This window comes from Allobosea sp. 2KB_26, from assembly GCF_052115715.1.
Taxonomy (GTDB): Bacteria; Pseudomonadota; Alphaproteobacteria; order Rhizobiales; family Beijerinckiaceae; genus Allobosea.
This window is the reverse complement of the sequence record NZ_JBFRHE010000024.1, coordinates 1-12,403: the sequence shown is the minus strand read 5'-3', so window position 1 is coordinate 12,403 and position 12,403 is coordinate 1. Positions and strand designations below refer to the sequence as shown.

Here is a 12,403-nt window from a genome sequence, read left to right as displayed (position 1 = left end):
TCGGCGTGCGGCGTAGCCGAGCGTTCTATAGATCAATTCCAAGAAGCCCGCTACATGAACGAAACGCGTGCGTGGCAGCTTCTGACGCACGGGAAGATGCCCTGGCCTTGACGCAGTTTTTCTATCCCCCACTCACGCTGAGCGCCGAAGACCTGGCTTGCCGCCGAGGCGGGCGGCTGGTCTTCGAGAACCTGGACTTCACGCTCGGGAGCGGGGAGGCGATTGCGCTCACCGGCCGCAACGGCGCCGGCAAGTCGAGCCTGATCGCGATGATCTGCGGGCGGTTGCGGCCTGCTGCGGGACGTTTGCGGGTCACGGGCATCGGCGATGCGCCCCTCATGGAGCAGATCCACCTCGTCGGTCATCGCGACGGACTGAAAACGGCGCTGACAGCGCGCGAGAATCTCGATTTCGTCCAGGCACTCCTCGGCGAGCCCGGGCTCCCCGCCGATGAGGCGCTTGCCGCCATCGGCCTGCCGCATGTCGCGGCGCTGCCGGTCGGCTATCTCTCGGCCGGGCAGCGCCGGCGCGTCGCGCTGGCGCGGCTGCTGGTTTCACGGCGGCCGCTCTGGCTGCTCGATGAACCGGCCTCGGCGCTCGATACAGCCTCGCAGCGGATGCTGGTCGGGCTGATGCAGTCCCATCTCGATGCGGGCGGCGCGATTCTGGCTGCGACGCATGGTCCCCTCGGCCTGGAGGCGGCGCGCGAGATGAGGATCGGGCCGTGAGCGGAGCATTCCTCGCGATCCTGAAACGCGACCTCGCCCTGGCGGCCCGTGCCGGCGGAGGCGGGGAGCTCGCACTGGTGTTCTTCCTGACGCTGGTCGTGCTGGTGCCTTTCGCGCTCGGGCCCGATCTCAATCTGCTCTCCCGGATCGGTCCGGCGATCCTCTGGCTCGGAGCGCTGCTTGCGACCCTGATCGGGCTCGACCGGCTGTTCCAGGGCGACGAGGAGGACGGTTCGCTCGACCTGATCCGCGCCTCGGCCCTGCCCTTGGAACTCGCCGTGCTGGCCAAGGGGCTGGCGCATTGGCTGACGACCGGCCTGCCGCTGGCTCTGGCTGCCCCGCTGCTTGGTCTGCTGGTCGCGCTGCCGGCCGAGGCGATGCTGCCGGTCGCCGGGACGCTGCTGGTGGGGACGCCAGCGCTGAGCTTCATTGGCGCCACGGGGGCAGCACTGACGGCCGGCCTCAAACGCGGCGGCCTGATCCTGCCGATCCTGGTCGCGCCGCTGACCGTGCCGGTGCTGATCTTCGGCGTCTCGGCTTCGAACAGCGCGCTTGGCGGCACGGTTCCCTTCCTGACGCCGTTCCTGATCCTGTGCGCCTTGTCGCTCGCGACTCTCGTGATCGGAACCATCGCGGCTGCCGCAGCGCTCCGGCAGGCGGACTAGGCTGCGACGCCATGGCCATCGGCTGCGATTGTGAAGCGTGAAGCCGGTTGCTACATCCTCACTCGTCAAATGAAGAGCAAAAGGGCCGCATGGCTAGCCTGATCGAACTGGCGAACCCGACGCGTTTCATGCGCCTGTCGAGCCGGCTGCTGCCCTGGTTCGTGGGCGCGGCGGCGTTGCTGCTTGCCGTCGGCTTCTATCTCGCCTTTTTCGTCGCGCCGGCGGATTACCAGCAGGGCGAGACCATCCGCATCATGTTCGTGCATGTGCCGGCCGCCTGGCTCGCGCTGATGTTCTACTCGATGATGGCGGTCTCGGCGCTGGGCACTCTTGTCTGGCGCCATCCGCTTGCGGATGTTGCGCAGAAGGCGGCAGCGCCGATCGGCGCCTGCTTCGCGCTGATCTGCCTGATCACCGGGGCTCTCTGGGGCAAGCCGATGTGGGGCACCTATTGGGTCTGGGATGCGCGGCTGACCTCGGTGCTCGTGCTCTTCCTGATCTATCTCGGTATCATGGCGCTGTGGCGCACGCTCGACGATCCCTCGCGTGCCGGGCGGGCGGTGGCGATCCTGACACTGGTCGGCTTCGTCAATGTGCCGATCATCAAGTTCTCGGTCGACTGGTGGAATACGCTGCACCAGCCGGCATCGGTCTTCCGCGCCGGCGGGCCGAGCATTCATCCCGCCATGCTCTGGCCGCTCCTGATCCTGGCCGTCGGCTTCACGTTGCTGGCGCTGGCGCTGCATCTCGTCGCGATGCGGGCCGAGATCATGCGCCGTCGGGTCCGGACGTTGACGATCTTCGAGGCCGAGAGGTTGGACCGGCTGGCGGCGGAGGTCGCGATATGAGCGCGTTTGGACCGCATGCCGGCTACATCCTGACCGCCTATGCGTCGGTCGTGATGATCCTCGGTGGATTGATTCTGATGACCTGGCGCGATCACCGCGCGCAAAGGCTGGCTCTCGACGCGCTGGAACAGCGCGGCGCCGGCCGCCGTTCGGGGAAGGCATTGTCGTGAGCGAGGTCGAGAGCGCGCCAGGCCGGCGCTCGCCGCTGGTTTTCCTGATTCCCCTGATCCTGTTTGCCGGACTGTCCCTGGTCTTCCTGGTCGGGCTGTTCAGCGGGGATGCCAGCAAGGTTCCGTCGGCGCTGATCGGCAAGCCGGCTCCGACGATCGCGCTGACCGCGCTCGAAGGGTTGCAGCGCGACGGCCAGCCGGTCCCTGCCTTCACCATGGCCGACCTGGCCAAGGGGCGGGCCACCATCGTCAATGTCTTCGCGAGCTGGTGCGCGCCCTGCCGCGTCGAGCACCCGCATCTTGTCGCGCTGGCCGAGGCGCCTGTGGTCAAGCAGGGCAAGGTCGCGGTGGTCGGGCTGAACTACAAGGACGAAGCCGAGAATGCCCGCCGCTTCCTGGGAGCGCTCGGCAATCCCTACTCGGCCGTGGGCGTCGATCGCGCCGGCCGTGGCGCAATCGAATGGGGTGTCTACGGCGTACCGGAAACCTTCTTGATCGGCCCTGACGGGCGGATCGTCGACAAGCATGTCGGCGCGCTCGATGTGAACAGCGCGCAGAAGCTACTGGCGAAGGCGGCTGCGCTGGCGAAGTGAGCCTGGCCGCCTGGCCAAAGTCGTGTCCGTCATGCCGAGCCAAACCCGAGCATGACGGGGAAGCCGGTCAGGCTGCCTTCTTGCCGCTGATCAGGCTCTCGAACATGCCGCGCCCATCGGTGCCGCCAGTGAGCGAATCGATCAGGTTTTCCGGATGCGGCATCAGTCCGAGAACATTGAAGCCGGGCGAGTAGATGCCGGCAATGCCGTTCAGCGAACCATTCGGGTTGGCTTCGGCCGTGACCTGACCATCGGCGTCGGCGTAGCGGAAGGCAACCAGGCCTTCGCCTTCGAGCCGGGCCAGCGTCTCGGGATCAGCGATATAGTTGCCTTCGCCATGCGCGATGCAGACATCGATCACCTGGCCCTTGGCGTAGGCACGGGTGAAGGCGGTATCGGCGCGCTCGACGGTGAGATGCTGGCGCTTGCAGACGAATTTCAGATTGGCATTGCGGGCAAGGACACCCGGGAGCAAGCCCGCTTCGCAGGCGATCTGAAAGCCGTTGCAGATGCCGAGCACATAGCCGCCGCGTGCCGCATGGGCTCGCGTTGCATCCATGATGTGGGCCCGACCGGCGATGGCGCCGCAGCGCAGATAGTCGCCATAGGAGAAGCCGCCCGGCAGCACGACGAGATCCGTGCCGGCCGGAAGCTCCGTGTCGGCATGCCAGACATGGGTGACGGTGGCGCCGGCTTGCCGCAGGGCAGTGGCGACATCACCCTCGCGATTGGATCCGGGGAAAGTGACGACGGCGGCTTTCATCGTCTCACGCTCCGATTTCGACGCGATAGTTCTCGATCACGGTATTGGCGAGCAGCTTCTCGCAGGCATCCTTGAGCGCGTTCTCGGCGGCGGCCTTGTCGCCCGCGGTGATCTCGATGTCGAAGACCTTGCCCTGACGCACCGAGCCGACACCGTCGATGCCGAGCGATTTCAGAGCGCCTTCGATCGCCTTGCCCTGCGGATCGAGCACGCCGTTCTTGAGGGTGACGGTGACGCGGGCTTTCATTGTGCTCTCCGGGCAGGGCTTCTGCGGGGTGCCTTAGCGGCGAATCGGTTCGGGCTCAACCACTTGTCAGGGCTTCACGGCGAATCAGCGGCTGCGCCAGGCGGCGCGTGCATAGTTTTGCGCCGCCTCGGCATCGTTGCTGACCGCGATCGCCATGACGAGCTTGCCGGCCTCCCGGCCATAGAGGATCGCTGTTGCCGCAAGCAGACCGGTCTCGCCCTTGCCGCGAATTTCAACGAGCAGGCCAGACGCACCGCCGCCATTGAAGCGGGAAACGCTGGTGGTGCTCTTGATCGTGGCCGCCGCGGCCCTGGGTTTCGTGCCCTTGTCAGCATTGACCGGCTTCGAGAATTCACGGGCCAGACGGGCGGGATCGGTGGCGAGGCCTCGTTCGAACTCGTCGGCCTTGCGGCCTTCAACGGCGATCAGGGCTGCGACAGCGGGGCGCAGGCAGTGCGCGCCGGCGCAATAGACGATGGTACGGGGCTCGAGGTCGTCATTGACGACCCAGGAGCCGATCGGCAGCGGCTGCCAGCCCCGATCGGCCGCCAGCTCGGCAAGACCAGGTCCGAAATGGTTGCTGCAGGCGGTGAGCAGGCTCAGGCCGCCGAGCAGCGCAGCCAAAAGCAAACGGGAGCGCATGCGCCCCCGTTTGCAATTCGCTGTCACGGCTCCGCCAGCGCTCACTGCACCAGGCGAGGTCCGGCGGCAGGGCCGGCCTTTTCGTTCTCGCCCATGATGCCGAGGCGGCGGGCGACTTCGGTATAGGCCTCGATCAGCCCGCCCATGTCGCGGCGGAAGCGGTCCTTGTCCATCTTGTCCTTCGACTTGATGTCCCAGAGTCGGCAGGAATCCGGGCTGATCTCGTCGGCGACGACGATGCGCATCATCTCGCCTTCCCAGAGCCGGCCGCATTCCATCTTGAAGTCGACGAGGCGGATGCCGGCCCCGAGGAACAAGCCGGAGAGGAAATCATTGACGCGGATGGCAAGCGCCATGATGTCGTCGATTTCCTGGGGCGTCGCCCAGCCGAAGGCAGTGATGTGCTCTTCCGAGACCATCGGATCGTTCAGCGCGTCATTCTTGTAGTAGAACTCGATGATCGAGCGCGGCAGCTGGGTGCCCTCTTCGAGACCGAGCTTGGTCGAGAGCGAGCCGGCGGCGACATTGCGCACCACCACCTCGAGCGGGATGATCTCGACTTCGCGGATCAGCTGCTCGCGCATGTTCAGCCGGCGGATGAAATGCGTCGGCACGCCGATATCGTTGAGATTCGAGAAGATGTGCTCGGAGATCCTGTTGTTCAGGACGCCCTTGCCGTCGATCACCTCGTGTTTCTTGGCGTTGAAGGCGGTGGCGTCGTCCTTGAAGTGCTGGATCAGCGTACCGGGCTCCGGTCCCTCATAGAGGACCTTCGCCTTGCCTTCGTAAATGCGACGGCGGCGATTCATCGGGATGTACCGTGGCTTGAGGAAATCCAAAATCGGCCTTTCTCTGGTCGCGGTTGCCCGCGGCGGGATCGTGGCCCCTGTTCCACCGGTCCTTCGCAAGCCTCGCCTCAGATCTGCGCTCGGACGCGATCGGCCTGGATTGCGGATTGGTCCGGTTCAACGCGAGCATAGCCGGATCGGCCACCCCCGCGACCGCTATATGGCGCTTCTGCACTGCAAACGCAACAAACCGGGCGGAGAGCCTGATCGCCGGAGCGCAATCCGCGCTGGCCCTGCGCGCTGGGGCATCCTATATCGCTTCAGAGAAGCCACCGGAGCCCGCGAGAGGACTTAACCCGCATGACGACTTTTGATCAGCGCAAGGATGCCTTCGAGAACAGGTTCGCGCTCGACGAGGAGCTGCGCTTCAAGGCGACGGCTCGGCGCAACAAGCTTCTCGGCCTCTGGGCCGCCGAGAAGCTCGGCAAGAGCGGCGCTGAAGCGGACGCCTATGCGAAGTCCGTGGTGCTGGCCGATTTCGAGGAAGCCGGCGACGATGACGTGCTGCGCAAGGTCAGGTCCGATTTCGCGACTGCAAGTGTTGCGGTTGCAGACGAGGAAATTCGCCGCGTGATGACCGAGCTTCTGATCAGGGCTGCCGAGGAAGTCCAGGCTGGGCGCTAGCATCAAATCCCTGTTTCACGTGAATCCGCATGACCGGTTCACCAAACGCAGGACGTGGTTGAAACGGGCGCATGAGCGCCCGTTTGTTTTTGTGCGAGTTTGCTGCCCACTGTCCTCGTCCCGCCGTGATTCAAGAGCGGGCTCAACCGGATGAAAACGCCGATGTCTTCCGCCAAGCCAACCGTCCTGTCCTCGCTCGCCGATCGTCTCGCCAAGGGCGACACGCTCCTGTCCGCCTGGTGCGGGCTGCCCGATCCGAGCATTGCCGGAGTGCTCGCGCAGGAAGGTTTTGACGCCGTCACGCTCGACATGCAGCACGGGCCGATCACGCTTGGCGAGGTCATCCGGGCGATCCCGCTGATCAATGCCGCTGGAAAGCCTGCTCTGGCGCGGATCGCGGTCGGCGAATTCCAGAACGTGTCGAAGCTGTTCGATGCGGGCGTCTCGGGCGTGATCGCGCCGATGATCAATACGATGGAGGATGCGCGCCGTCTGGCCGCCTATGCCAAGTATCCGCCGCTCGGAGAACGCAGCTGGGGCAGCTATGGCGGCCTGGGCGCCTCGGGGCTCGACGCCAATAGCTATCTCAAGGCCGCCAATCGTTTCTCGATGACATTCGCGATGATCGAGACGCGCGAGGCCATGGCGATTCTCGACGATATTCTGGCGCTTGAAGGTATCGACGCGTTGTTCGTCGGCCCATCCGATCTTTCGATCGCGTTGTCCGGGGGAGCGTCGGTCAACGCCTCGGCGAAGGAGGTCGACGAGGCGTTGCGTCACATCGTGGCGCGCGCGTCTGCCGTGAACAAGCCGGTCGCATTCTATGCCGCCACCGCCGAGAGGGCGAAGGAGGGCGTGGAGATGGGAGCCAGGCTGGTCACCGTGATGAGCGATTCGGGCTTCCTGCGCGCGGCCGCGCAGGCCGCGCTCAAAGTGGTTCGCGGCTAAGATCCGGCTCCTGGATCATCGGTTCTGGATGTCGTATCCGGTCCGATGATCCAATTTCCAGTGCTCGCATCGGCCTTCCGGAAAACCGCAATCCACTTTTCGGACCGATGCTTCAGGCGTTGATCCCCTCGCGGCGCTTCAGTGCGGCATAGTAGGCCCAGAGCAATCTGGCTGCGACGCCGCGCCAGGGGCGCCAGGCCTCGGCCATCTCCTGCAGCTCGCCCGGTTTTGGGCGAGCCTCCAAGCCGAAAGCGACGCGTGCGGCCTCCTGGATGGCGAGATCGCCGGCCGCGAAGCCGTCTCGGTGTCCGAGGCAGAACAACAGATAGATATCCGCGGTCCAGGGTCCGATGCCGGAGACGGCGGTCATGTGCTGGTGAATATATTCCGGCGTACCGCCCTCCAGAGACACCAGATCGAGCGTTCCCTCGGCGATGGCCCCGGCGACGGCTCGCAAGGTGCGCTGCTTCGGCCGCGAGAGGCCGGACAGCCGCAGATCCTCGTCGCTTGCAGCGAGCACACGCTCCGGTGTGAGCGGCGTCAGGACCGACTCGACTCGGGTCCAGACGGCCCGCGCGCTCGCCACCGAAAGCTGCTGCGCCACGATGATCGATGCCAGCCCCTTGAAGCCGCCTTCGCGGCGACGCAGCGGCGGCAGGCCGGTCCGGTCGATGATGGCGCTCCAGCTCGGGTGAAGGGGGCGGAGCGCGGCCATGCCCTCTTCGAGGTCGGCGTCGCAGGTGATTCTGTTCATCGTCGCTTCTTGAACCGGGATGGTGGCAGTGCGCGTCAGGAGGTTTGGCTGTGCCTCAAGACTTGGCTGTGCCTGAAGGCTTGGCGCAGTCATGGCCAGACCATAGAGAGGGCCCATGGCAACGTCCTCACGCGATTGCGACAGACCGGTGTTTCGTTTCGCGCCGAGCCCGAACGGCCGGCTGCATCTCGGCCACGCCTTCTCGGCGCTGATGAATGAGCGCCTGGCCAAGCGATTGGGCGGCAGGCTGCTGCTGCGCATCGAGGATATCGACATCGCGCGCTGTCGGCCAGAATTCGAGCAAGGCGTCCATGAGGATCTCGCCTGGCTCGGCATCCGCTTCGACGCCGCCATCCGCCGGCAGTCCGAACATTTCGACGATTATCGCGTCGTCCTCGACCGGCTGCAGGCGAAGGCGCTGATCTATCCCTGCTTCTGCTCGCGCGGACAGATCATGCGTGCGGTGGAGGCCAAGGAAGCGGAGATGGGCCGGCCCTGGCCGCGCGATCCCGACGGATCGCCGCTCTATCCCGGGACCTGCTGCACGCTGCTTCCCGACGAGGCGGGCAAGCGTGCCGCCAGCGGCGAGGCCCATGTGTTGCGGCTGGCGATAGGGCGGGCGGCGGCAGCGATCGGCGGGGAGGTCGGGTATCCGCACTTCGACGAGGATGGGCGGGTGACGCGTGTAGCGGCTGCTCCCGCGCGCTGGGGGGATGTGGTTCTGGCACGCAAGGACGTGCCGACCAGCTACCACCTTGCCGTGGTCGCGGATGACGCGCTTCAGGGCGTCACGCACGTCGTGCGCGGACGGGATCTCGAAGCGGCGACCGATATCCATCTCGTGCTGCAACGCCTGCTCGACCTGCCGACGCCGCATTACCACTTCCATCGGTTGTTACAGGACGAGACCGGCCAGAAGCTCGCCAAAAGCCGGATGTCGGAAGGCCTCGCGGAGCTGAGGGCACAAGGTGCTACGGCCGCGGACATTCGCGCGCGGCTCGGCTTTGCCTAGCCCCTCGGGGGTGATCTTCTGGATTTGCTTCGGCTGGAAAGCGGCAACCTACGTTTCGGGCCGATGCATAGGCGGTTCAGCCGACGCCGAGCCAGGTCAGCCAGGCAGCGGTGGTAAAGAGCGAGAGCATGGTCGAGAGCGCGATCGCGCTCGAGGCATCGGCGACACCCTGCCGATAGCGCTCGGCGAAGAGATAGGCGTTGATCCCACAGGGGCAGGCGGCGAAGAGCACTGCGACGCCTGACCAGTGCGCCGGCATATCGAAGACGCGGGTCGCCAGCAGATAGACGATCAGCGGATGAAGTCCGAGCTTCAGAGCGCTCAGCACGGCCGGCAGACCGAGACCGGATTCCAGCCCATAGCGCCGCATGGCGATACCGAGGCTGATCAAGGCGCAAGGGACCGCAGCACCGGCGAGCAGGTCGACCAATGTCCAGAGCGGGGCTGGGATGAAGTCGATCACCGGCCGCACCGCCGATCCGAGCAGGATGCCGATGATGATGGGGTGGGTGAAGAGCCTGCGGGCCATCATCTTCAGCGACGCCGAGCGGCCCTCGGCGAGCAGGGTCGCCGCCGTCATCGTCACAGGCAGGTGGATCGCCAGCAGCAGGCCGAGCGGCACCGCGCCGGCATCGCCATAGGCCTTGAGGATCATCGGCACGCCGACGAAGACCGTGTTGGACTGGGCGGCGGCGAAACCCGAAACCACCAGTTCCGGCCCCTTGCGGCTGAAAACGCGGTGCGCAATCACCATGGCCAAGGCCCAGACGATAGCGAGGCCGGTGAAATAGGAGATCCAGTAGCCCCAGGGCTGGCTCGCCGGGATGTCGGCCTTGGCCAGCGTCCTGAACAGCAGGCAGGGCACAGCCAGAACGAAGACGAAGTCCGAAAGACCCTCGCCGGTCGTTTCGCGGACCAGCTTCGTCCAGCGCGCGACATAGCCGAGGCCGATCAGGCCGAAGACGGGCAGGACGACAAGCAGGGAGGAGAGCATCGGCGCGACAGGTTCGATGAGCGGGAGCGCGAAGGCGCCCCTCGCGATCGGTCTTGCAGCAGGCAAAGTCAAGGAAGCGGTGGCGCAAATGGCGGCATGGCCGTGCCGCGTTTTCGGTCAGTCTCGAGAGGGGGCTAGCGCGCCTGGGCCAGCACGCCGCCCGAGCGCACGATCAAGCCCTGGATCTCGTCACGCTGGCGCTTGAACTCGGCCAGTGTCTTGCCTTCGAGCTCGCGTCCTCGCGGAACGCGGATCTTCATCGGATTCACGAAATTGCCGTTGACCATGACCTCGTAATGCAAATGCGGCCCGGTGGAGAGGCCGGTATTGCCGAGATAGCCGATAACCTGGCCCTGGCGCACTTTCACGCCGGCAGCGATGCCCTTGGCAAAGCCCGACTGGTGCGAATAGGTCGTGACATAACCGTTCGCGTGCTGGAGTTCGATCCGCCGACCGTAGCCGGAGGCCCAGTCAGCCTTGATCACCGTGCCGTTGCCGGCGGCCAGGATCGGGGTGCCGATGCGGTTGGCCCAGTCGACGCCGGTATGCATCTTCGAATAGCGCATGACCGGGTGGTAGCGCATGCCGAAGCCGGAGCGCATCTCGGCATCGGTGATCGGCTTGCGCAGCAGGAACTTCTTCAGCGAGCGACCTTCTTCGTCAAAATAGTCGATCAGGCCGTCTTCAGGGGACTGATAGCGAAAGACCCGGCGGGTATCGCCATTGATGGTGAGCGTTGCCGACAGGATTTCGCCACGCTCGCCTTCCTCGTCCTCGGTGAAGATCACCTCGAGATTGTCGCCGCCGCGCACGCGCTGCTGGAAGTCCAGGTCGTAGGAGAAGATCCGAACCAGCTCATCGATCATCGGGCGCGGCAGATCGTGGCGCAACCCGGTCTCGTAGAGGCTCTCGTAGAGTCTGGCGCCGCCAGTATCCTCCTCGTCCTCCTCGTCTTCTGAGATGGCCTTGCGTGGCGTGCCGACGATCTCCTGCTTCGGCAGCGAGACCGGAACGAAAGTGCCCTGGTCGTTGACTGCGATCGTTGCCTCGGGCTGGCCGTTTGTGAGCAGCGAGACGCGCACGATCTGACGCGGATCGCCTGGCCGAGGACCGGGGGCAAACAGCGCTTGCAGGACCTGGCCGTCCGGCAATGCGGCAACGCGCACCTTGCCGCTGAAGGCCTGGATCATCGCCCTGATCTGCTCGGCCGGGGCTCCGGCATTGCGCAGGACCTGTTCGAAATTCTCGCCGCGCCGGGTAATCAGCAGCTTGTCCTCGACAAGCGGCTCGCGCGATGCGGCGATGGGTGTCTTCAGCGCGTTGGTGACATTTTCAGGGACGACGCGCACCTCAATGCCGGAGAAGCGCGTGTCCGTGGCCGGAGAATAGGCAAGAAGGTCGTTCGTGGCGCTGGGCGCTGCGCCGCCGCCAAGTGTGCGGCTGAGCATCAGCTGCGGTGGAATCGGCAAGGGGCGTTGTCGGCCGGCCACGGCCTGGTTGGCGCGCTCTTCCTCGACCTGCTTGATCACGTCTGGGTCGCCGAGGCGTGGGCGGCCGGCCGGAATCGCGATCGTGGAGAGGTCGCGCTTGACGATGGTGACGTCGGCATCCGGCATGTCGCCGGCCGGTTCAGCATAGCGCTCGGCGGGCTGGCCACCTTCCGCAAACAGGCGCAGTGGATTGAAGGGCGGAATATTCGTCGCGTAGACGCCGGTGGTCAGCGACAGGTTGGAGGCAAGCCGCACGAAGGGGCGCACGCGGATGACCTCACGGTCGCCAACGCGTTGGGACATGGGGGCGCGAGCGCTGTGCCGGGCTGCCATGACGGGCTGGTCGGTCACCAGCTTGTCTGCCTTGCGTGCCCCGCCACCCAGGCCGGCTGAGGACGGGCCGCGTGCCGTCACCATTTCGGGCTGCTCGGGGAAACTCGTGTCGCCACGGGTCGCGACCAGGATCGCGCCACCGAGCAGGGCCGCACCGCAGGAGCCGACCAGGGCGCAGGCAGCCAGCCAGCGCAAGGAAACGCCACGCCGGTCCAGCGCCTGATGCGGCGCTCCATCGGGCCGGATCGGCGGCTCGATACCGAGATCGACCAGAAGCGCGGCGGCTTCCGGCGATAGCGGTTCTGCTGGCGTGCTGAGCTCGGGATGGGCGTTCATCGCTGGTCGTCAGAGAATCCTGATCCTGGTCCGGAACCCGGGCGGGCCGGAATGCCGAAGAAGCCGCATCTGCTGCACGCGTACGCGCCTGATATCGACCATGCCCGCGTCGCAGCCCGGAATCAATCCGCGGACCGCGCCGCTGCGGGGCTTTGGCTGTCGATTACGGCTCTTTGCGGGCGCTACGTACGTGCGCGGCGCGCGGCGCTCGTACGCGCGCGATGGATAAAGTCGGGATGGGCGAGCCGGGATAAAAAGTCACGGAACTGTCGGAAAAGTTTTGTTTTGGCGTTGACAGGTGGAGAGGGCGGGGCCTATAACGCGGCCATCGAGACGGCGCCGCCGCTGGCGGGGCCGCTCTACTGCGCTTCATGAGAGCTTCGGGCCTTGTAGCCGAGAGATCGGTGT

15 protein-coding genes are annotated in these 12,403 nt (G+C 65.7%); 8 read left to right on the top strand and 7 right to left on the bottom strand.

What is annotated here, in order from left to right; all coding sequences use genetic code 11:
- The first annotated feature begins 71 nt into the window (after positions 1-71).
- The 5 genes from ccmA (at position 72) to AB4099_RS32085 (ending at position 3,004) form a co-directional block, all read left to right on the top strand.
- Positions 72-728 carry a heme ABC exporter ATP-binding protein CcmA gene (ccmA, locus tag AB4099_RS32105; protein WP_441481042.1) on the top strand — a complete coding sequence of 219 codons (657 nt, stop codon included), beginning with the start codon at positions 72-74 and terminating at the stop codon, positions 726-728.
- Positions 725-1,393 (top strand): heme exporter protein CcmB, encoded by a 669-nt coding sequence (gene ccmB, locus AB4099_RS32100; protein ID WP_441481041.1) that lies wholly within the window; start codon positions 725-727, stop codon positions 1,391-1,393. The genes ccmA and ccmB overlap by 4 nt, the downstream gene beginning before the upstream one ends.
- Before the next feature lie 89 nt (positions 1,394-1,482).
- Positions 1,483-2,241, top strand: a complete 759-nt coding sequence (locus AB4099_RS32095) for a heme ABC transporter permease (protein WP_441481040.1) — start codon at positions 1,483-1,485, stop codon at positions 2,239-2,241.
- Entirely contained in the window at positions 2,238-2,411 is a 174-nt protein-coding gene (gene ccmD, locus AB4099_RS32090) for a heme exporter protein CcmD (RefSeq protein ID WP_113513411.1), read from the top strand. Before AB4099_RS32095 ends, ccmD begins: the two co-directional genes overlap by 4 nt.
- Positions 2,408-3,004, top strand: coding sequence for a DsbE family thiol:disulfide interchange protein (locus tag AB4099_RS32085; protein WP_441481039.1), 597 nt, complete (start codon positions 2,408-2,410; stop codon positions 3,002-3,004). The genes ccmD and AB4099_RS32085 overlap by 4 nt, the downstream gene beginning before the upstream one ends.
- Positions 3,005-3,071: 67 nt before the next feature.
- Here the strand turns inward: AB4099_RS32085 and purQ are convergent, their stop codons facing one another.
- The 4 genes from purQ to purC all read right to left on the bottom strand — a co-directional run bounded on the left by purQ (position 3,072) and on the right by purC (position 5,495).
- The gene (gene purQ, locus AB4099_RS32080; RefSeq protein ID WP_113513407.1) at positions 3,072-3,767 is read right to left on the bottom strand and encodes a phosphoribosylformylglycinamidine synthase subunit PurQ; all 696 of its coding nucleotides are present in this window, start codon (positions 3,765-3,767) and stop codon (positions 3,072-3,074) included.
- A gap of 4 nt (positions 3,768-3,771) precedes the next feature.
- Positions 3,772-4,014 (bottom strand): phosphoribosylformylglycinamidine synthase subunit PurS, encoded by a 243-nt coding sequence (purS, locus tag AB4099_RS32075; RefSeq protein ID WP_441481038.1) that lies wholly within the window; start codon positions 4,012-4,014, stop codon positions 3,772-3,774.
- A gap of 84 nt (positions 4,015-4,098) precedes the next feature.
- Entirely contained in the window at positions 4,099-4,656 is a 558-nt protein-coding gene (locus AB4099_RS32070) for a hypothetical protein (RefSeq protein WP_441481037.1), read from the bottom strand.
- Between the two features lie 41 nt (positions 4,657-4,697).
- Positions 4,698-5,495, bottom strand: coding sequence for a phosphoribosylaminoimidazolesuccinocarboxamide synthase (gene purC, locus AB4099_RS32065; RefSeq protein ID WP_043242352.1), 798 nt, complete (start codon positions 5,493-5,495; stop codon positions 4,698-4,700).
- A gap of 309 nt (positions 5,496-5,804) precedes the next feature.
- On the opposite strand from purC, the gene AB4099_RS32060 reads away from it, so the two are divergent.
- Positions 5,805-6,128, top strand: a complete 324-nt coding sequence (locus AB4099_RS32060) for a DUF1476 domain-containing protein (protein ID WP_113513401.1) — start codon at positions 5,805-5,807, stop codon at positions 6,126-6,128.
- Positions 6,129-6,290: 162 nt separating this feature from the next.
- Entirely contained in the window at positions 6,291-7,076 is a 786-nt protein-coding gene (locus AB4099_RS32055) for an HpcH/HpaI aldolase family protein (RefSeq protein ID WP_113513399.1), read from the top strand.
- A gap of 112 nt (positions 7,077-7,188) precedes the next feature.
- On the opposite strand, the gene AB4099_RS32050 is transcribed toward AB4099_RS32055, so the two are convergent.
- Positions 7,189-7,830: a DNA-3-methyladenine glycosylase family protein gene (locus AB4099_RS32050; protein ID WP_113513478.1), complete on the bottom strand. Its 642-nt coding sequence runs from the start codon at positions 7,828-7,830 to the stop codon at positions 7,189-7,191.
- Between the two features lie 115 nt (positions 7,831-7,945).
- On the opposite strand from AB4099_RS32050, the gene gluQRS reads away from it, so the two are divergent.
- Positions 7,946-8,842, top strand: a complete 897-nt coding sequence (gene gluQRS, locus AB4099_RS32045) for a tRNA glutamyl-Q(34) synthetase GluQRS (RefSeq protein WP_441481036.1) — start codon at positions 7,946-7,948, stop codon at positions 8,840-8,842.
- Between the two features lie 76 nt (positions 8,843-8,918).
- On the opposite strand, the gene AB4099_RS32040 is transcribed toward gluQRS, so the two are convergent.
- Both AB4099_RS32040 and AB4099_RS32035 read right to left on the bottom strand, forming a co-directional pair.
- Positions 8,919-9,836 carry an AEC family transporter gene (locus AB4099_RS32040; RefSeq protein WP_441481035.1) on the bottom strand — a complete coding sequence of 306 codons (918 nt, stop codon included), beginning with the start codon at positions 9,834-9,836 and terminating at the stop codon, positions 8,919-8,921.
- A gap of 134 nt (positions 9,837-9,970) precedes the next feature.
- On the bottom strand, positions 9,971-11,995 hold the full coding sequence (locus tag AB4099_RS32035; protein ID WP_113513394.1) for a peptidoglycan DD-metalloendopeptidase family protein: 2,025 nt from the start codon (positions 11,993-11,995) through the stop codon (positions 9,971-9,973).
- Positions 11,996-12,403 lie beyond the last annotated feature (408 nt).